The 17,875-nt window shown below is 74.0% G+C and carries 20 protein-coding genes; 11 read left to right on the forward strand and 9 right to left on the reverse strand.

Features of this window, described 5'->3' with window-relative positions:
* Window positions 1-175: 175 nt before the first annotated feature.
* Entirely contained in the window at window positions 176-1,405 is a 1,230-nt protein-coding gene (locus ABZY33_RS03265) for a saccharopine dehydrogenase NADP-binding domain-containing protein (protein WP_356489724.1), read from the forward strand.
* Here the strand turns inward: ABZY33_RS03265 and ABZY33_RS03270 are convergent.
* From ABZY33_RS03270 to ABZY33_RS03280, 3 genes are all read right to left on the reverse strand, one after another.
* Window positions 1,389-2,087, reverse strand: coding sequence for an endonuclease V (locus ABZY33_RS03270; RefSeq protein WP_356489725.1), 699 nt, complete (start codon window positions 2,085-2,087; stop codon window positions 1,389-1,391). The genes ABZY33_RS03265 and ABZY33_RS03270 overlap by 17 nt on opposite strands.
* A 9-nt stretch (window positions 2,088-2,096) precedes the next feature.
* Window positions 2,097-2,684 (reverse strand): MSMEG_1061 family FMN-dependent PPOX-type flavoprotein, encoded by a 588-nt coding sequence (locus ABZY33_RS03275; protein ID WP_356489726.1) that lies wholly within the window; start codon window positions 2,682-2,684, stop codon window positions 2,097-2,099.
* A 97-nt stretch (window positions 2,685-2,781) separates the two neighbouring features.
* Complete coding sequence (locus tag ABZY33_RS03280) at window positions 2,782-3,885, reverse strand: YCF48-related protein (protein ID WP_356489727.1); 1,104 nt, start codon at window positions 3,883-3,885, stop codon at window positions 2,782-2,784.
* A gap of 258 nt (window positions 3,886-4,143) precedes the next feature.
* Between ABZY33_RS03280 and ABZY33_RS03285 the strand changes: the two genes are divergently transcribed.
* The 6 genes from ABZY33_RS03285 to ABZY33_RS03310 all read left to right on the forward strand — a co-directional run bounded on the left by ABZY33_RS03285 (window position 4,144) and on the right by ABZY33_RS03310 (window position 9,225).
* Window positions 4,144-4,560, forward strand: a complete 417-nt coding sequence (locus ABZY33_RS03285) for an SsgA family sporulation/cell division regulator (RefSeq protein WP_356489728.1) — start codon at window positions 4,144-4,146, stop codon at window positions 4,558-4,560.
* 163 nt (window positions 4,561-4,723) lie between these two features.
* On the forward strand, window positions 4,724-5,695 hold the full coding sequence (locus ABZY33_RS03290; protein ID WP_356489729.1) for a DUF4129 domain-containing protein: 972 nt from the start codon (window positions 4,724-4,726) through the stop codon (window positions 5,693-5,695).
* Window positions 5,692-6,276 (forward strand): hypothetical protein, encoded by a 585-nt coding sequence (locus tag ABZY33_RS03295; RefSeq protein ID WP_356489730.1) that lies wholly within the window; start codon window positions 5,692-5,694, stop codon window positions 6,274-6,276. The genes ABZY33_RS03290 and ABZY33_RS03295 overlap by 4 nt, the downstream gene beginning before the upstream one ends.
* 38 nt (window positions 6,277-6,314) lie before the next feature.
* Window positions 6,315-7,286, forward strand: coding sequence for a MoxR family ATPase (locus ABZY33_RS03300; RefSeq protein WP_356489786.1), 972 nt, complete (start codon window positions 6,315-6,317; stop codon window positions 7,284-7,286).
* Window positions 7,283-8,626: a DUF58 domain-containing protein gene (locus tag ABZY33_RS03305; protein ID WP_356489731.1), complete on the forward strand. Its 1,344-nt coding sequence runs from the start codon at window positions 7,283-7,285 to the stop codon at window positions 8,624-8,626. Before ABZY33_RS03300 ends, ABZY33_RS03305 begins: the two co-directional genes overlap by 4 nt.
* Window positions 8,623-9,225 carry a hypothetical protein gene (locus ABZY33_RS03310; protein WP_356489732.1) on the forward strand — a complete coding sequence of 201 codons (603 nt, stop codon included), beginning with the start codon at window positions 8,623-8,625 and terminating at the stop codon, window positions 9,223-9,225. The genes ABZY33_RS03305 and ABZY33_RS03310 overlap by 4 nt, the downstream gene beginning before the upstream one ends.
* A gap of 358 nt (window positions 9,226-9,583) precedes the next feature.
* Here the strand turns inward: ABZY33_RS03310 and ABZY33_RS03315 are convergent, their stop codons facing one another.
* Window positions 9,584-10,192: a helix-turn-helix domain-containing protein gene (locus ABZY33_RS03315; RefSeq protein ID WP_356489733.1), complete on the reverse strand. Its 609-nt coding sequence runs from the start codon at window positions 10,190-10,192 to the stop codon at window positions 9,584-9,586.
* A gap of 156 nt (window positions 10,193-10,348) precedes the next feature.
* On the opposite strand from ABZY33_RS03315, the gene ABZY33_RS03320 reads away from it, so the two are divergent.
* The 4 genes from ABZY33_RS03320 (at window position 10,349) to ABZY33_RS03335 (ending at window position 13,988) form a co-directional block, all read left to right on the forward strand.
* Complete coding sequence (locus ABZY33_RS03320; RefSeq protein ID WP_356489734.1) at window positions 10,349-11,062, forward strand: SDR family oxidoreductase; 714 nt, start codon at window positions 10,349-10,351, stop codon at window positions 11,060-11,062.
* Between the two features lie 259 nt (window positions 11,063-11,321).
* A complete protein-coding gene (ddaH, locus tag ABZY33_RS03325) occupies window positions 11,322-12,098 on the forward strand; it encodes a dimethylargininase (protein ID WP_356489735.1) in 777 nt (258 codons plus the stop codon).
* Window positions 12,099-12,192: 94 nt separating this feature from the next.
* The gene (locus ABZY33_RS03330; RefSeq protein WP_356489736.1) at window positions 12,193-13,170 is read left to right on the forward strand and encodes an acyl-ACP desaturase; all 978 of its coding nucleotides are present in this window, start codon (window positions 12,193-12,195) and stop codon (window positions 13,168-13,170) included.
* Between the two features lie 149 nt (window positions 13,171-13,319).
* A complete protein-coding gene (locus ABZY33_RS03335) occupies window positions 13,320-13,988 on the forward strand; it encodes a TetR/AcrR family transcriptional regulator (protein ID WP_356489737.1) in 669 nt (222 codons plus the stop codon).
* 31 nt (window positions 13,989-14,019) lie between these two features.
* Here the strand turns inward: ABZY33_RS03335 and ABZY33_RS03340 are convergent, their stop codons facing one another.
* The 5 genes from ABZY33_RS03340 to ABZY33_RS03360 all read right to left on the reverse strand — a co-directional run bounded on the left by ABZY33_RS03340 (window position 14,020) and on the right by ABZY33_RS03360 (window position 17,677).
* Window positions 14,020-14,697 (reverse strand): response regulator transcription factor, encoded by a 678-nt coding sequence (locus tag ABZY33_RS03340; RefSeq protein WP_356489738.1) that lies wholly within the window; start codon window positions 14,695-14,697, stop codon window positions 14,020-14,022.
* Entirely contained in the window at window positions 14,694-15,905 is a 1,212-nt protein-coding gene (locus tag ABZY33_RS03345; RefSeq protein WP_356489739.1) for a histidine kinase, read from the reverse strand. Before ABZY33_RS03345 ends, ABZY33_RS03340 begins: the two co-directional genes overlap by 4 nt.
* 2 nt (window positions 15,906-15,907) lie before the next feature.
* Window positions 15,908-16,450: a hypothetical protein gene (locus ABZY33_RS03350; RefSeq protein ID WP_356489740.1), complete on the reverse strand. Its 543-nt coding sequence runs from the start codon at window positions 16,448-16,450 to the stop codon at window positions 15,908-15,910.
* A gap of 84 nt (window positions 16,451-16,534) precedes the next feature.
* The gene (locus ABZY33_RS03355) at window positions 16,535-16,777 is read right to left on the reverse strand and encodes a WhiB family transcriptional regulator (protein WP_356489741.1); all 243 of its coding nucleotides are present in this window, start codon (window positions 16,775-16,777) and stop codon (window positions 16,535-16,537) included.
* Between the two features lie 84 nt (window positions 16,778-16,861).
* Window positions 16,862-17,677, reverse strand: coding sequence for a VOC family protein (locus tag ABZY33_RS03360; RefSeq protein ID WP_356489742.1), 816 nt, complete (start codon window positions 17,675-17,677; stop codon window positions 16,862-16,864).
* Window positions 17,678-17,875: the final 198 nt, after the last annotated feature.

Consider the following 17,875-nt stretch of genomic DNA (forward strand, 5'->3'; position numbering starts at 1 on the left):
GCCCCAGTCTGTGACACAACTGATGTAACACCAGTGATGCTATGAACCCGCCCGGGTCAGCACAACCCCCGATGAGCAAGTGCTTAGCCAATTCACGGCCCGCCAGCACCCGCGGGCGGGGCGCACGCTAGCCTCGGCCACCGACGACGGCGCGCGTGCTACGGCGAGGAGTGTCATGAACAGGCCTGGAACCCCTGGTAACCCCGGGGCGGCTGACCGGACGTACGACGTGGTGCTGTTCGGGGCCACGGGTTTCGTGGGGGTGCTCACCGCCGAGTACCTCGCGGCGCACGCCCCCGCGGGCCTGCGCTGGGCGGTCGCCGGGCGCGACACGGCCAAGCTGGAGCGGCTGCGCGAGCGGCTCACCGGCATCGACCCGGCGTGCGCGGTGCTGCCGCTGGAGCGCGCGGACGTGGCCGACGCGGCGTCCCTGCGCGAACTGGCCGCCCGCACGCGCGTGGTGGCCACCACCGTGGGCCCGTACCTGGAGTACGGGGAGGCGCTGGTGGCCGCGTGCGCGGAGGCGGGCACCGACTATCTGGACCTCACGGGCGAGCCCGAGTTCGTGGACCTCATGTATGTCCGGCACGACGCCCGCGCGCGCGAGACGGGCGCCCGGCTCGTGCACGCCTGCGGCTTCGACTCGGTCCCGCACGACCTGGGCGCGTACTTCACCGTGCGGCAGCTGCCGGAGGGGGTGCCGCTGCGGGTCGACGGGTTCGTCCGGACGAACGCCACGTTCTCGGGCGGTACGTTCGCCTCCGCCCTGAACCAGTTCGGGCGCGCACGGCAGATGCTCGCCGCCCAGCAGGACCGGCGGCGCCATGAGCCGCGGCTGGTCGGGCGCACGGCGTACGCGCCGACGGGGACGCCGCGGTTCGCCAAGGAGGTCGGGGCGTGGGCCCTGCCGCTGCCGACGATCGACCCGCAGGTGGTGCAGCGGTCGGCGCGGGCCCTGGAGCGCTACGGCCCCGACTTCCGCTACCGGCACTACGCGGCCGTGCGGACGCTGCCGTTCGCGGTGGGCGGGGTCGCCGCCGCCGGGGCCCTCTTCGCGGCGGCACAGCTGCCGCCCGTCCGGCGCCGGATCGGCGCCCGGCTGCGGCCCGGCGACGGCCCCGACGAGGCGCGCCGGGCCGCGAGCTGGTTCTCGGTGCGGTTCGTGGGCGAGGGCGGCGGGCGCCGGGTCCGCACCGAGGTCTCCGGCGGAGACCCCGGCTACACGGAGACCGCGAAGATGCTGGCCGAGGCCGCGCTCTGTCTCGCGCAGGACGAACTCCCCGACACCAGCGGCCAGGTGACCACCGCCGTGGCCATGGGCGACGCGCTGATCACTCGGCTGCGGGCGGCGGGGATCGGCTTCCGGGTCGCGGCGCGGCAGGAGGCGGTCACGGGCCGGCGGTGAGGCCCAGCAGCGCGTCCCGGCACAGCCGGTCGGCCCTGCGGGTCGTCTCCGGCAGCCGGTAGGCGGGGGTCAGCGCCAGGGTGTGCGCGCACGCGCCCGCCAGGGAGATCCGGTGGCCCACGGAGACGTAGACCGGTTTCACGCCCGTGCGGGTGCGCAGGGCCCGGCCCACCTCCTCCTCCCCGTCCGTGAGGGCGGCGGCGCTCCCCCGCTCCGGGCCCAGCGCGCCGTGCGCGAAGGCGAACGGGTTCTTGGCGACGCCCATCGTGGGCAGCCCGGTGAGCACACCGAGGTGGCTGGCGAGGCCGAAGCGGCGCGGGTGAGCGAGGCCGTAGCCGTCGCAGACCACGAGCCCCGGGTCGGTGCGCAGCGCCGCCAGGGCGCCGAGGACCGCCGGGATCTCCCGGAACGCCAACAGGCCCGGCACGTAGGGGAAGGCGACGCGCCCGACGGCCGTGGCCTCCTCGACCACGTCGAGCGTCGCGGCGTCCAGCACGACCGCCGCGGCAGCGACGAGGTCGCGCGCGTCGTCGTACGCGACGTCGATCCCGGTGACCGTGCCCGCCCCCGGCGCGGGACCGGTCTCGTCCCGTACGACCCGCTCGCGCAGCGCGTCCTGCACCCCCCGCGCCGCCGCTTCGTCCGCCGGCCAGCCTTCGGGGACCCCCGTGATCGTCTGCATGGGGCCAGCCTAGGAGGCCGTCCCCGCGGGGCCGGCGGCGCGCTCCCAGGAGCCGGGCTTCCACAGGCCCGCGCGGTGCAGCGACTGCGGGCAGTGGAGGTAGATCTCCTCGATGTCCAGGAGCAGCGCGAGAGCGGGCCGTTGTCCCTTGACGGTCATGGCGTCGAAGAAGGGGGCGTCGGTGAGGATGCGGGCCCGGCCGTTGACGCGCAGCACGTCGGTGGCGCCCGGTATCAGGAAGAGCAGGCTCGCGTGCGGATTCTGCAGGATGTTGTGGAAACTGTCGCCGCGGCGGTTGCCGGGCCGGTCCGGGAGGGCCAGCGTGGTGTCGTCGACGATCCGGGCGAACCCGGGGCCGTCCCCGCGGGGCGAGACGTCGCAGGTGCCGCGCGCGTCGGCCGTGGCGAGCAGGCAGAACGGTGAGCGGCCGAGCAACGCGCGGTCCCGTGCGTCGAGCCGGGGGTGCACCTTGTCGATGACGATCGGGTGCGGCTCGCCGAGGATCTCGCGCAACCGCGTCGCGGACCGCAGTTCCGCGTAGCCGGCCTCCGGATCGCCGGGCGGCCGGGGCGCGAGGGTGTCCGGGGTGTGCGGCAAGCCGGCTCCTGGTGTCGTACGGGCCTCCGACGGCGCCGGTGAAGACCCATCGGAGGAGGTGTCCCGCGCACCTTGTACGATCTTAGGCAAGGCTTACCTAACTGCCAGCCGTGTGCGGCGCCCGGGATCCCGAACCGAGCCGGGCCACCCGCCCCCGCTCCCCCGCCGCCCAGCACGCGCCGTCGCGGGCGCAGTCGACGGTGTCGTACGAACCGTCGTCCACGGTGCGCCAGGTGCGGCCGCCGTCCGTGGTGAGGTCGGTGCCGGTCGGGCCGACGGCGAGCGCGGCGGAGCGGCTGCGCGGGAGCCAGGCGACGCCGGAGCGGTAGGCGGCCGGGGGCTGCGCCGACGGGGTCCAGGTGCGCCCCGCGTCGGCGGTGACCGCGGCGGCGCGCGGGGAGGGTTCGCCCGCGTTGTAGTCGCCGCCGACGGCGATGCCGTGCGTGCGGTCGCGGAAGGCGAGGCCGAAGACGCCGCGGGCCGGATCGCCCGCCGGGACCGGTGTCCGGGCCGCGGTCCAGGTCAGCCCGCGGTCGGCGGAGTGCAGCACCCGGGAGGCCGCGCCGCCGCCGGTCGCCAGCCAGGCGTCCCTGGGGCCGGAGGCCACCAGGCACTGGCCCGACGCGGCGAAGCCCGCCTCCCCGGTCTGCGCGGGCGGCATCCCGGTGTCCGGCAGGACCCGCCAGGAGCGCCCGCCGTCCCGCGTCGACGCGATCCGGTACTTGCCGTCGACCGGGTCGCTCAGCGCGAGGCCGTGGCGGGGATCGAAGAACGTGACGCAGTCGTAGAAGGCCTTCGGGTCGGTGTTACGGAACGACTCCGTCCAGGTCGCGCCGCCGTCGTCGGTGCGCAGGATCCGGGACGCCTCGCCCTCACCGATGGCCAGGACCACCGCGCGCCGGGCGTCGAACGCCTCGATGTCGCGGAACTCCAGGTCCTGCGCGCCGGGCGGCGAGACCGGCCGCCACCGCTCGCCGCCGTCGGTGGTGCGCAGCACCGTGCCCGCGCTCCCGGCGAGCCACGCCGTGTGCCGGTCGACGGCGGCGAGGCCCCGGAAGCGCGCGTCGGTCCCCGAGTCCTGCGGCTGCCACCGCACCCGCGCGCCCTCCGCCGGCGTCCGGGCGGCGGCCTGCCCCGGCGCCGTACCGAGGGTGACGGCCGCGAGGACCGCCGCCCCCAGAGCCGCCGCCGTCCGTCCCACCGCCCCCGTGCGCCCCGCACTCCGCCGGTTGTTCAGGATTCTCTGGGTCCTCGGGATTCTCAGGGTCCTCAGTCGCGTCATGGCGCGCGAAGGTAGTCCACCATCCGGGTGGCGTCCAGCGGACCTGGATTGAAACCGGTGACAGAGGTCACTCGTGTTTCGTCCGGCTACAGGTGCACGGATTCCCCATTTCCGCCGTCTATGCACATGAGCCCGTCCGACCCTCGTCGTCCGTGCAGTTGTCCCAAGGAGCTGGCGTTGTCCCTCGTCATCGAGCAAGCCGTAGAGGCCCGTCTGGTCGCCGCCGCGCCCCGTATGGCGAGCATTCCCGCGACGCTGGGCTACGACGTGCGCGACCCGTTCGCGGTGTGCATGTCCTTCCCGGCCCCGGCCACGCTGGAGGGTGTCGAGGTCCGCTGGACGTTCGCCCGCGAACTGCTCACCGCCGGACTGACCGAGACCGCGGGCGCCGGGGACGTACGCGTGCGTCCGTACGGGTACGACCGGACGGTCCTGGAGTTCCACGCCGTGGAGGGCACCGCGATCGTGCACATCCGCACCGGCGAGCTGGAGCGCTTCCTGTCGGACACGGCGGCGCTGGTGCCGGTCGGCGAGGAGTCCTTGTACGTGGACCTGGACGGCGACCTGGCGGAGCTGCTGCGGGACGCGTACTGAGCCCTCGGGGGCGCTGAGCGCCGCGGCCGCCCCGCCGACGTCCGGCGGAATGCGGGATGAACTACGTGCAGCACGCAGGGAATCGGGTGACAGCCGTACCGGCGAGTGCCAGGATGCGGTGCACAGGCGTCCGGGGGGACGCGCTCGGCGGGGGGGGTATTACGTGCGCGGGGGTCAGGACGGGCGGGGGACGACGCCCGGCCGGTGGGGGACGGTGCTCGCCGTCGGCGTGGTCGGCGTGCTCGCCGCGGCCGCCTGGGCGCTGCGCGGCGCCCCTGACCTGCTCCGCCCCGGCAGGGGCCGGCTGGGCGACAGCGGGCTTGTGACCCTCGGACTGGTCGCCGCCTGGACGGCCGGGTGCACCGTCGCCGCCCGCCGGTTGCGCCCCCGGATCGAGGCGGGCCGCAGCACGCCGCCGGCCGAGGAGCGACTGCGGCTCGCCGCGCTCCGCCTCCTCCTGGCCGCGCCCGCCCTCCTCGGCGTCCTCGCCCTGGTCCTGCACCGCTTCACCTGGGACGGCCCTCCGCCCAATAAGGCGCCGGGCGACGCACCGGTCCCCACCGTCGCGCCGCTGCCCGGCACGGACCCGGGCGGGCCGCCGGCGGCCGGCGGCGACCAGGTCACGTCATGGCTGTACGCCTTCCTCGGCGCGGTCGGCGCCTGCGCGGCCGCCGCGCTCCTGGTTCTCCTCGCGGTCCTGGTCCGCCGGCGGTGGCGCCGGGGGCTGCTGACGCCACCGCCCCGCACCGGACCGGCCGCGGCCGGGGACGACGAGGACCGCGCGCTGCTCCTCTCCGCTCTGGGTCCGGCGCGCCGGGCACTGGCCGACGGCGGGGACGCGCGGGCCGCGGTGATCGCCTGCTACGCCGCCATGGAAGAGGCCCTCGCCGTCTCCGGCGTGGGCCGGCGCCCCTCGGACAGCCCCGCCGAGTTCCTGACCCGTGCCGCCCGCGGGGGGCTCGTCACGGGCCCGGCAGCGCCGCGTCTCACCGCCCTGTTCCGGGAGGCGCGGTACTCCTCGCACCCGATGGCCGAGACCCAGCGCGCGGCCGCCGCCGAGGCCCTCGAAGAGATCGCCGCACAGCTCGACGCCCGGGAAGCCGCGCGCCTCGACACTCGGGAGGCCGCACAGTGAGCCCGCTCTCCGGAGAACCCGGCGGCGCCGCGGACCGGCGGCCCGCCGCCCTCCCGGTCCGTCAGCTCCTGCTGCTGCTCGGCGTCATGGGCGGCTCCGCCGTCGTACTGCTCCTGCTGGTCGACGGTCCCGGGGCTGCCTGCGCCGTCGCGGCCGTGCTGCTCGTCACCGCGCTCGCCGTCGCACGGTACGTCGCCGGAGCCGGCGCCTTCGACTCCGGGCGGCGCGCGGACGTACGGCTGCTGCGGGCGCGGGCGCCCGGTACGGGCGAGTGGCGGAGCCATGTGCGCACGGCCGCCGGCCCGGACGGCGCGCTCTACTACCGTGCCGTGCTCCGGCCCGAACTGCGGCGCCTGTTCGCGGCCGTGCTCGCCGAGCACCACCACATCTCGCTCGACCACCAGCCGCGGCGCGCCGCCCAGTTGATCGGCGCGGAGCTGTGGCCGTGGCTCGGTCCTGAGCCGCCCCGCACCGGGCCCGACGGTGACGTCCCCGCCGACGTGCTGCGCCGCCTCGTCGACCGCCTCGAAGCGCTCGCCGCCCCCCGCAGCCCTACCCGACCCGCACCCCCGGCAGGATGAGGACGAACGACGTGACCCAGCCCTCCGCACCCCGACCCATGACCCCCGGGCAGGTCGGCGACCAGGCCGGCGCCGTGCTGCGCGAGGTCGGCCGCGCCGTCGTGGGCAAGCAGGACGCCCTCGAACTCGTCCTGCTGGGCGTCCTGGCCGGCGGCCACGTGCTCGTCGAGGACCTGCCCGGGCTCGGCAAGACGCTGCTCGCCCGCTCGTTCGCCACCACGCTCGGCCTGGACTTCCGCCGCATCCAGTTCACCCCGGACCTGCTGCCCTCGGACGTCACGGGGGCATCCCTGTACGACCAGCGCAACGGTGAGATGGTCTTCCACCCCGGGCCCGTCTTCACGCACCTGCTGCTCGCCGACGAGATCAACCGGACGCCGCCCAAGACGCAGGCCGCGCTCCTGGAGGCGATGGCCGAGTCACAGGTGACGGTCGACGGGGCGACGCGTCCGCTCGCGGACCCCTTCATGGTCATCGCGACCGCCAACCCCGTGGAGTACGAGGGGACGTACTCGCTGCCGGAGGCGCAGCTCGACCGGTTCCAGCTCCGTGTCCGGATGGGGTATCTCGCGGCCGCCGAGGAGCTGTCCATGCTCCGGGCGCGGGTCGACCGGGCGGCGCCCGAAGCCGTCCTCGACCGGCTGGCGGGCCCCGCCGACGTGGTGGCGTGGCGGGCCGTGGTGGAGCGCGTCGAGATCGACGACGACCTCCTCGCGTACGCCGTCGCGCTGGTCGGCGCCACCCGCGCGCACCCGCAGATCAGCATCGGGGCCTCCCCGCGCGGCGGGCTCGCCCTGGTCCAGCTCGCCCGTGCCCGCGCGGTGCTGGAGGGCCGCGACTTCGTGATCCCCGAGGACCTGAAGGCGCTGGCGGTGCCCGCGCTCGCCCACCGGGTCTCGCTGCGGCCGGAGCTGTGGGTGCGGGAGGTCTCCACGGACGAGGTGGTGCGGGAGATCGTCGGCACCGTCGCGACGCCCTCGACACGGCGCACCGCCGCGGTCCCGTCATGACGCCGCCGCCCGGGCCCGGGCCTCGGCCCGGCGCCGCCGTGGTGCGCGCCCTGGAGGGACGGACCGAGGCGGCCCAGGCGCCCGCGCCGCCGCCCGGCGGTCCGCGGGCGGGCGAGCGGGGGCTGCGGCTGCTGACCGTGGCCGTCGTCGCACTGGGCGCGGCGCTCCTCACGGGAAAGCCGTGGCTGTTCGCGCTCGCCACCGCGCCGCTGGTGCTCCTCGCCCTGTCGCTCCCGCGCGCCTACGGCCGGCGGATCGAGACGGCCGTGACGGTGGAGCCGCGGCGCTGCTTCGAGGGGGACACCGTCACCCTGCGCATCACGGTGGCGCACGACGGCGGCGCCGTCCGCCTGGACCCCGGCGTCACGCTCGGCCCCGGACTGCGGCTCGACGAGGTCCTGGCCGGGACCCGCACGGTCACGCTGCGGCACACCGCACTGCGCTGGGGCCGCTGGTCGCTGGGGCCCGTGGACCTCGACGTGTACGACGCCGGGGGCACGGTGCGCCGTACCGTACGGGTCGACGCGCCGGAGGTCTCGGTGTTCCCGCACGCCGCGCACACCCGGTTCACGCCGATCCCGGCGCGGCTGCCGCAGCGGCTCGGGGAACACGCCTCGGCGCAGGCCGGAGAGGGCGTCGAGATGGCCGGCGTGCGCGCCTGGGAGCCGGGCGAGCGGCAGCGGCGTATCCACTGGCCGTCGACGACGCGGCGGGGCACCGTGCAGCTGCACCGGTTCGCGGCCGAGCGGGCCGCCGACACCGTGCTGCTGCTGGACGCGTTCGGTGACGTCGTCGACCCGGTCACCGGCGTCTCGTCGCTGGACGAGACGGTCCGCGCCGCCACCGGTCTGGCCCGGGCGTATCTGCGCACGCACGACCGCGTCGGCGTCGTCTCGACCGGCGGTACGACGCGCTGGCTGCGGCCCGCGACCGGGGACGCCGCGTTCTACCGCATCGTCGAGAGCGTCCTCGACGTCCGCAAGGACCACCGGTTCGACGCGCCCGGCCTCGAACGCGTACCGCCACCCGCGCTCCCGGAGGGCGCCCTCGTCTACGTCTTCACGCCGTTGAGCGACGCCCGGATCCTGAAGGTGCTGCGGGACCTTCAGGCGCGGGCCCGGCGGCCGGTCGTCGTGGAGATCCCGAGCGGCGATCCCCGGGTCCTGCCGGGTGACGAGGCGGGTGAGCTGGGGCTGCGGCTGTGGCACGCCGACCGGGACGCGATGCGGTTCGCGCTGCGGGACAGCGGGGTTGCGGTGGTGCGGCACACCGTGGGCGAGCCGCTCGACCTGGCGCTGGCGCCGCTGCTCGCCGGGCGGGTGGGAGGGCGGCCGCGATGACGCTCCGCGATGGACGGGTGCCTTGGCGGGACCATGTCGTCCACTGGGCCCGGACTGCGGCCGTCCGCGTCCTCGGGGTCGCCCTCGTGGTGGGGGCGGCCCGGCCCTGGGAGACGCCGCACGGGGTGGTGCGGCCGGTGGTGTTCGCCGGCGCGGCGGTCTTCGCCCTGTGGGCGGCGCCCGGCCTTGACCGGCGGCCCTCGCTGGCCTCGGCCCGCTGGTCGCACCGGGTGGCGCGGCACCGGACCTCGCTGCTCGCGTGCGGGGCGGTCTGCCTGGCGGCGGCCGGTGAGACGCGGGCGTGGCAGGGCCTGTGCGTGGCCGTGCTTCTGGTGATGTACCTCGTGGCCAGCGACGCGTGGTCGCTGGGCGCGACGGCCCGGCGCGGGGTGGGGCGGGTGTGGCTGGAGGGGCTCGGGGCGGTTCTGGGGGCGGGGGTGGTGGTGCTGGGGGCGTCGGCGGGGAGAGGTCCGGGGGCGTGGGGAGGTCTGGGGGCAGCGGTGGTGGTGCTGGGGGTTGGGGTTGGGGTCGGTGTGGGGTGCGTGGTGGGGTGGTGGCTGGTTCGGCGAGGTTCGCGGGGGCGGGTGGGTGGAGGCTGAGCGCGGTTCCTTGCGGCTTTGAGTGGGTGCGTGCGCGTGCGTGGGGGCTGGGCGCGCAGTTCCCCGGGCCCCTGGGCGGGGTTGGGGGGCGGGTGGCATCGGAGGGGGCGGAGACGCCCGCCGTTCACGGGGGCGTGCGCGTGCGTGGGGGTTGAGCGCGCAGTTCCCCGCGCCCCTGGGCCGGGTTGGGGTGCGGGTGGCATCGGCGCGGGCGGACGTGTCATCGGTGTCGTTGCGCATGACGCCGGCGTGGCCCGTCTGTCCCCAGCTGGGAGATCCGGCGGAGCCGGGCCCGGTCCGTGGCAGCGGATGTGCCCCGTTGCCGTCCAAGGTTTCCGGGCCGGTCGGCCGCCGCGGGTCAGCCGCGCACCGCAGCCAGGCACTCGTCGTACAGGTCCATGATCTCGCCCGCGCCGTCATCGGCGACCCATGTCATCGATGCGGCATCCAGGCACGCGAACGCCGTCGCGATCACCGCGCGGGCCTTCGCGCCCTCGTGGCCGGCAGCCGCGTCCATGCGGGGCTCGATCAGCGGCAGCAGGTTCTCCTGGAACCGCAGTCGCTTTTCGAGCCAACCGGCGCGCAGCGAGGCGGTGTTGTGCAGGAGGCGGAACCGCTCCAGGGCCTGTTCCCGGCTCTCGTGCAAGGCCAGTACGGCAGTGACCCCCGCGCGCAGGACCTCCCAGACACCGGCGTCAACGGGCTGTTCGCTGATCGCGTCCATCAGGACTTGGCCGAACCGGCCCTGGCCTCCCCCGAGAAGGTCCTCCTTGGTGCCGAAGTAGCGGAAGAGGGTGCGCTGGGAGACGCCGGCCTCCCGGGCGATCTGAGCGATGGTCGTCTCGTCGTAGCCCTGTTCGGTGAACAGGCGCAGCGCCGTCTCGAGGATCTCTTGGGAAGCCAGCTGCCGTGTCCGGTCCCACAGCGTGGTCGGTGCGTCCGTCGCTGACGTGGCTTCCTGCTTCATGTCACCAGACTAACCCAGCACTGCCAGGCCGACAGTCACATCACACTTGGCAGTCACTGCCAGGTCGGCATGCGCTGCCAACGACAGTGGCACAGTGCCACTCTGCCCCACGGACAGAGCCGCCCCACGCCCAGAAGTACGCAGAAGGAGCGCATCATGCCTGCACCCACAGCGTTGATCACCGGTGGAACCAGCGGCATCGGCAAAGCGACCGCCGTGCTGCTCCACTCCCGTGGCTACCGCGTCATGGTCACCGGCCTCGGCAATGTCGCCGGCGCCGGACTTCCCGAGGACGTGACGGTCGTCCGAGCCGATGCGCGGTCCCTGCCGGACATCGACCAGGCGATGGACCGAGCGCGGCGGCAACTCGGCTCCCTCGACCTGCTCTTCCTGAACGCGGGTATCTCCCGCCCCGGCCCGATCGGATCGACCGACGAAGACGCCTTCGACGCCCTGTTCGACATCAACGTCAAGGGAAACTTCTTCACCCTGCAAAAGGCGCTGCCGCTCCTCAGTGAGGGCGCCTCAGTCGTGTTCACCGTGGGCGCCGCCGAAGGGCTCGGGGCCGCGATGACAGCGGCCAAGGGGGCTCTGCTGCCCCTCATGCGGTCTCTTGCGCTCGAACTCGCCCCCCGCCGCATCCGCGTCAACGCCGTCAGCCCAGGACTGGTCGACACCCCTGCCTACAGCAAGCTGGGCGTCTCCCGGGAAATGATCGGCTCCTGGGCCCGGGACGTACCGCTCGGCCGCGTCGGCGCTCCCACCGACATCGCCGAAGCCGTGGCCTTCCTCGCCTCGGACGCCGCCGGCTACATCACCGGAGACAACCTCACCGTTTCGGGCGGCATCGGCGTGCACTCCGGCGCCTGACGCGTGATTCGGCGCCGCTGAATTCCCCATCTCCGAAGTCAGAGCCCTGGCCTCCCTGGCCGCCTACGGTCCTCGACCGGACCGGAGGTGCCCGCGGCGGCCCGGTGGAGGGGAGGTGACGGCCGCGTGACAAGGGATTCCGCCGCGGGCCGCGGGCTGTGCATGATGAGCGCCGTCACCCCGCACCCGAACCTCGGCCCAGCACCAGCACCAGCACCAGCACCAGCACCAGCACCAGCACCAGCCATGGAGTCCACCCGTGCCCAGCCAGAAGGCCCTCGTCCGCCGCCCTGGACCGCGTCTCGCGGAAGGGCTCGTCACGCACCTGGAGCGGACGCCCGTCGACACCGGCCGCGCGCTCGCGCAGTGGCAGGAGTATGTCGCCGTGCTGGAGGCGCACGGCTGGGAGACGTTCCTGGTGGAGCCCGCCGACGACTGTCCGGACGCGGTCTTCGTGGAGGACGCGGTGGTCGTCTTCCGCAACGTCGCCCTGATCGCGCGCTCCGGCGCCGAGTCGCGGCGCGGCGAGATCACCGGCGTCGAGGAGGCCGTCGGACGGCTCGGTTGCTCCGTGAACTGGGTGTGGGAGCCCGCCACGCTCGACGGAGGCGACGTACTGAAGGTGGGCGACACGCTCTATGTGGGGCGCGGCGGGCGCACCGACGCGGCGGGCGTACAGCAGCTGCGGGCCGCCTTCGAGCCGCTCGGCGCGCGCGTGGTGCCGGTCCCGGTCAGCAAGGTGCTGCATCTGAAATCCGCGGTGACGGCACTGCCTGACGGGACGGTCATCGGGTACCAGCCGTTGGTGGACCACCCGCAGCTCTTCCCCCGTTTCCTGCCCGTGCCGGAGGAGGCGGGCGCCCATGTCGTCCTGCTCGGCGGCGACCGGCTGCTGATGGCGGCGAGCGCCCCCAAGACGGCGGAGCTGTTCGCGGGGCTGGGCTATGAGCCCGTCGTGGTGGACATTTCGGAGTTCGAGAAGCTGGAAGGGTGTGTGACGTGCCTCTCAGTCCGGCTGCGAGGGCTTCAAGCGTGACTCGACTCTTTATCGAGCACTTAACCTACGGCAACGTAACCTACGACACCGTAGGTAATACCGCTCGCTGTACCTCCGTCCCCCAGGAGCCCTCGTGACCGTCATCTCCCCCCGCCTCGGTTCGTCGACCACCTGGACCGACGCACGCCTCCTGCACGCGCTGGAAGAAGTGGTCGAGCAGGAGCTCAACCGCCACCTGAGCGTGGCCAAGGACTGGATGCCGCACGAGTACGTGCCCTGGTCCGCGGCGCGCAACTTCCCCGGCTTCTTCGAGGACGGCGAGGCCTGGGACAAGGAGCAGTCGCAGGTCACGGAGATCGGCCGCACCGCTTTGATCGTGAACCTGCTGACCGAGGACAACCTCCCCAGTTACCACCACGAGATCGCGTCGCTGTTCGGCCGGGACGGCGCCTGGGGCACCTGGGTGCACCGCTGGACGGCAGAGGAGGGCCGGCACGGCATCGTCATGCGCGACTACCTGCTGGCCTCACGCGCCGTCGACCCGGACAAGCTCGAGAACTTCCGCATGGCGCACATGAGCGAGGGCTTCGAGTCGGACAACCGGCACTCGATGCTGCACTCGGTCGCCTACGTGGCCTTCCAGGAGCTGGCCACCCGCATCTCGCACCGCAACACCGGCCACCAGTCGGGCGACCCGGTCTGCGACCGCATGCTGGCGCGGATCGCGACCGACGAGAACCTGCACATGGTCTTCTACCGGAACCTGCTGAAGGCCGCGTTCGACATCGCCCCCGACCTGACGATGCGCGCCGTGCGCGACGTCGTCGTCGGCTTCCGCATGCCGGGGCACGGCATCCCCGGCTTCGAGCGGGCCGCCGCGCAGATGGCGATCGGCGAGGTCTACAACATCCGCATCCACCACGACGACGTGATCCAGCCGGTGCTGCGGTTCCTGAAGATCATGGAGATCGACGGGCTCGGCCCCGAGGGGCTCCGGGCGCAGGAGGAGATCGGGCTGTTCATGAGCGGGCTCGACAGCGAGGCCTCGAAGTTCGACGAGAAGCTGGCCGCCCGCAAGGCGCGCCTGGCCGCCCGGGCGGCGTCCGCCTGACCTGCCGCCGCGCCACTACGTCGGGGCGCCGGGTACGCGCACCGGCGGCCCGACGTAGTCGTACGAGAAAACGCTCATCACCATCGTGATAGGTTCTAACGGTTCCGCGATGCCGCGGATCCGGTGGCCGCGCGGAGAGGTGGCAGGCGATGGCGGAGACGAAGACCCCGCGCGAGCGGTACCGCGTCCAGGTGCGCGCGGAGATCAAGGACCACGCGTGGGACCAGATCCGTACGGCCGGCGCCACCGGGCTCTCCCTCAACGCGATCGCCAAGCGGATGGGCATGAGCGGTCCCGCGCTCTACCGCTACTTCGCCGGCCGGGACGAGCTGATCACCGAGCTCGTCCGGGACGCCTACCGCAGCCTCGCCGACCTCTTCCGCTCCACCGCCGCCGAGACGGAGTCCGCGGCCGAGGTGGAGCCGGCCGCCGCGCTCGCCGCGCTGGCGCACGCGCTGCGCCGCTGGGCCCTGACGGACCCGCACCGCTACTTCCTCGTCTACGGCACCCCCGTCCCGGGCTATCACGCGCCCGACGACATCACCGCCATCGCCACCGAGATCATGGCCCCCTTGCTCGACGCCTGCGCGGCACTGCCCGAGGCCGGCCCCCCGGCGCCCTTCGACGCCCACATCGGCGCGCACCGGCAGTGGGCGGGCGGCCACACGGCCGCGCCCGCGGCCCTGCACCGCGCCCTGTCCGTCTGGACCCGGCTGCACGGGGTGCTGTCCCTGGAGGTGGCCGGGCACTTCACCGGGATGGGGTTCGACCCCGCCCTCCTCTTCGAAGCCGAGCTGGCCGCCCTGACGGGTCCCTGAGCGCGCACCCGCCCTCGCCATCGGGCGGGGATCAGGCGAGGCCGGCCGCGATCGCCCGGCGCACCGCGTCGGCCCGGTCCCGGATCCCCGCCTTGGCGAAGAGGTTGTTGATGTGGGTCTTGACCGTGGCCTCGCTGATGAAGAGCTGTTCGGCGATGGCCCGGTTCGGCAGGCCCTTCCCGATGAGGGTGAGCACCTCGCGCTCGCGCGGCGTCATGTCCCCCGGCAGCTCACCGCCGGGCGCGGGCACCTTGGTCCGCACCGTGGCGAGCAGCCGGTCCTGGACCTCGCGGTCGAGCACGGACTGCCCGGCGGCGGCCGCCCGGATGGCCCGGACGATGTCCTGGCGCCCCGCGTTCTTCGTCAGGTAACCGCGGGCCCCGGCGCTGAGCGCCGCCAGGATCGAGTCGTCGTCGGCGAACGTGGTCAGCACGACCACGGCCACCTGCGGATGCTCCTCGCTCAGCCGCCGGGTCGCCTCGGTACCGTCCATCACCGGCATCCGCAGGTCCATCAGGACCACGTCCACCGGCCCCGCCCCGGCCACCGCCGCCAGCACCTGGGTGCCGTCCGCGGCGGCCGCGACGACGTCGATGTCGTCGCTGAGCCCGAGCACCGCGGCGAGCGGTTCCCGGACGGCGGCCTGGTCGTCGGCGACGACCACCCGCAGCTTCCGCTGCTTCTCGCGCTGTTCACTCTGTTCACTCATTGCGGGATCACTGCCTCCACCTGCCAGCCGCCCTGGTCCGGTCCCTCGACGACCGGCCCCGCGGTAAGGGTGCCGCCCAGCAGGGCGACGCGTTCGCGCATGCCGATCAGTCCCATGCCGCTGCCGGCCGCGGCGGCCGCCGGGCGGGTCGCCGGGCCGTTGCGTACGCGCACCGTGGTCGAACCCGCGGCGAAGACCAGCTCCACCCCGACCTGGCCGCCGGGCGCGTACCGGGCCGCGTTGGTCAGCGCCTCCTGGGCGATCCGCAGCAGGTTCTGGGTGACCTGGGCCGGTGCCTCGCGGACGGTCCCGGTGACGGTGAGGGCGTCGCGGTGGCCGGACGACTCGACCATCGCGGTCAAGCTCTCCACCAGCGGCAGGGCGTCCTCGCGCAGCGCGTGCACGGTCCACTGGGCCTGTTTCAGGCTCTCCTTGACCATGCTGTGCGCTTTGTCGTTGGCCTCGCGGACCTTGTCCAGGTCTCCGGTGTCGAGCAGGGCGTCGGCAAGTTCCAGTTGCATGTTGATGCCGGCCAGCGAGTGCGCCAGGACGTCGTGCACGTCCCGGGCGATGCGGCCGCGTTCGGTCAGGACGGCGGTGCGGGCTTCGGCGCGGGCGGCCCGCTCGGCCGATTCGGCCGCGGCGAGCGCCGCCCGGATGGCGCGGTTGCGGCTGCGGTTGACCACGCCGATGACGACGGGGACGCCCGTGACGAGGCCGACGGCCCAGGGCAGCTCCTGTCCGCCGTGGTCGGGCCGGGCGTACAGGACGGCGGCGCAGAGCAGGCTGCAGAAGAGGGCGAGGACGAGGGCCGGCCGGGGCTCGAGGCGGTAGCCGGTGTGCCCGGCGATGAAGAACGCGAACAGATACGCCGTGCCGGTGGTGCTGACGCCGATCAGCGCGGCCGCCGCGAGGACGCCGAGCGTCAGCCAGACCAGGGTGACCCGCGGGGGCACCTTGGCCTCGGGCAGCCGGCGGACCAGCAGCGCCAGGCAGTTGACCGCGAAGAGCAGTGCGACGGCGAGGCCGCGGCCGCCGAGCCCCATGGGCCGGATCGTCAGGGCTCCGGCGACGATGACGCCGAGGCTCGCGATCCACTGCGTGCGCAGGTCCTGTCCCGGGATCGGCCGCGGGCCGGCCCCCTCGTGGGGGGCCGGGCCGGGGGACGGATCGGTCTCGGTCGCGGGCACGGCCAGACGATAACGCACGGTCAGCGGGTGTGGGCGGGAACGGGCGCGGCGGATGCGACGGCCCCGGCGGGCACCGCCGGGCGGACCCGGCGGCTACGGAGGTAGATCGTGGCCAGCCGCGTGACCACCTCGGTGAGCGCCATGAGGACGAACGCCGCGACCCAGGCCTGCTCGCTGGTGATCTGGTGGGCGGCGCTGAACCGGCCCACGTCGTCGGCGCCGCCGTGCTCGGTCCACAGCTGGAAGCCCATCCGGGCGCCCATGCCGAGGACCCACAGGGTCGCGGAGACCGCTCCGGCCTTGATCAGGAGGTGTTCGCCGGAGGTCCGGATCCGGGTGCACAGGCCGCCGCCGACGCCGAGGGCGGCGCCCACCGCCGTCAGGACGGCGATCAGCACCAGGTCGTTCCCGGCGGTGGGGACGGTGTCGAGGTACGAGGAGGCCACGAAGGCCACGATCCCCAGCGGGATCAGGAAGGTCCGCAGGTCGAGCCGGCCTTCCCGCAGCTGCCGGAAGACGACGAGAAGGAGAGCGATGTCGGTGATCCACTCGGTCGTTGTCATGTGCTCAAGCCTGCTGTGACACGGCCGTCCGCACCTGGACCCAGGGGTGGAACCCCGGGTGGAGATGGCGTCGGCCGGGTGCGCTCAGGTCCGCCTGAGCTGGTGGCGCTCCTTCTCGGAGAGGCCGCCCCAGACGCCGAACCGTTCGTCGTTCGTGAGGGCGTACTCCAGGCAGGCCGGGCGGATCTCGCACATCTGACAGATCAGCTTGGCCTCGCGGACGGAGCTGCCCGGCTCGGGGAAGAAGAAGTCTCCGCCGGTCTGGGCGCACAGGGCCTGGTCCTGCCAGGTCGGTCCGGCGGGCGGGAGGGTGGTGTTCGCGTGCATGAGGACGAGGGTGCCGCGCGGCGGAAAACGACGGATCAACGAACGATCAACGCGACGCGCCGGCGGCACCGACCGCCCCGGGCGCTACTTCTGCTCGGGGTCGCCCTTGATGACCGCGAAGCCCGCGCCGTACGGATCGGCGAGCTTGGCGATGCGGCCCACACCGGGCACGTCGACCGGCGCGGAGCGCACCGTGCCGCCGAGTGTGCGCGCCGCGGCGGCCGCCGCGTCGACGTCCGGCACATGGATGTACGGCACCCAGTGCGGGCCCGCCTGGGCCTCGGAGGCGTCGGCGTCGGCGTCGGCGTCGGCGTCGGCGTCGAGCGGGACGATGCCCCCGAACATCGCGTGCTCGTCCTGGCCGGCCGGGTTGACCGTGGTGTACGAGCCGCCCGGGAACTGCACGTCGAACGTGCCCCAGCCGAGGGCCGCGCCGTAGAACTCCTCGGCCGCGGCGACGTCGGAGGTGTACAGCTCCACCCAGTTCAGCCCGCCGTCCTGCGTCACGTGGCCGAAGCCGGTGTGGAGCCCCGGCTGCCAGAGGCCGAAGGTGGCGCCCGCCGGGTCGCCGAGGATCGCCATGCGGCCCTGGTCGAGCACGTCCATCGGCGGGAGGAACGCGGTGCCGCCGGCCTGCTCGGCGGCCTTGGCGGTGGCGTCGGCGTCCGCAGTGCGGAAGTAGACGGTCCAGGCGGGCGCGCCCTGGTCCGGGGTGACGGTCATGCCGCCCGCCACCGTCTTCCCGTCGAGGCGGAACATCCCGTACCCACCGGTCTCGGCTCCCCCGGCCTGGAACCGCCAGCCGAAGATCCCTTCATAGAACGCGACGGCGCCGTCCAGGTCGGGGGTGCCGAGGTCCAGCCAGGTCGGTGCGCCGTGCACGGAATCCGTGGTGATCATGGTGGTGCCCTCCTCGTCGAGGGTGCTGCTTCCTGGAGTTCCGAGTCTTCCACCGGCCACCGACAACCGCCGTCGCACCGCTCTGACCAGGGCAGGTACGGACCAACGGCCTCGCCCCCACCTCGCTTCACCTTTTGAACGTAAACAATTGCTGGGAGCGCTCCCCGTCATAACTCTTGACGCTCCCGGTGGTGCTCG

The sequence above is a fragment of the Streptomyces sp. NPDC006552 genome (assembly GCF_040611655.1).
In the GTDB taxonomy this organism is placed as follows: domain Bacteria; phylum Actinomycetota; class Actinomycetes; order Streptomycetales; family Streptomycetaceae; genus Streptomyces.

Bases quoted from the DNA above. Each gene is read 5' to 3' on its own strand.
- ABZY33_RS03320 (WP_356489734.1), top strand. From the start codon at position 10,349: ATGCCTGCACCCACAGCGTTGATCACCGGTGGAACCAGCGGCATCGGC.
- ABZY33_RS03310 (WP_356489732.1), top strand. From the start codon at position 8,623: ATGACGCTCCGCGATGGACGGGTGCCTTGGCGGGACCATGTCGTCCAC.
- ABZY33_RS03335 (WP_356489737.1), top strand. From the start codon at position 13,320: ATGGCGGAGACGAAGACCCCGCGCGAGCGGTACCGCGTCCAGGTGCGC.
- ABZY33_RS03340 (WP_356489738.1), bottom strand. From the start codon at position 14,697: ATGAGTGAACAGAGTGAACAGCGCGAGAAGCAGCGGAAGCTGCGGGTG.
- ABZY33_RS03270 (WP_356489725.1), bottom strand. From the start codon at position 2,087: ATGCAGACGATCACGGGGGTCCCCGAAGGCTGGCCGGCGGACGAAGCG.
- ABZY33_RS03265 (WP_356489724.1), top strand. From the start codon at position 176: ATGAACAGGCCTGGAACCCCTGGTAACCCCGGGGCGGCTGACCGGACG.
- ABZY33_RS03305 (WP_356489731.1), top strand. From the start codon at position 7,283: ATGACGCCGCCGCCCGGGCCCGGGCCTCGGCCCGGCGCCGCCGTGGTG.
- ABZY33_RS03360 (WP_356489742.1), bottom strand. From the start codon at position 17,677: ATGATCACCACGGATTCCGTGCACGGCGCACCGACCTGGCTGGACCTC.
- ABZY33_RS03315 (WP_356489733.1), bottom strand. From the start codon at position 10,192: ATGAAGCAGGAAGCCACGTCAGCGACGGACGCACCGACCACGCTGTGG.
- ABZY33_RS03355 (WP_356489741.1), bottom strand. From the start codon at position 16,777: ATGCACGCGAACACCACCCTCCCGCCCGCCGGACCGACCTGGCAGGAC.
- ABZY33_RS03350 (WP_356489740.1), bottom strand. From the start codon at position 16,450: ATGACAACGACCGAGTGGATCACCGACATCGCTCTCCTTCTCGTCGTC.
- ABZY33_RS03300 (WP_356489786.1), top strand. From the start codon at position 6,315: ATGACCCCCGGGCAGGTCGGCGACCAGGCCGGCGCCGTGCTGCGCGAG.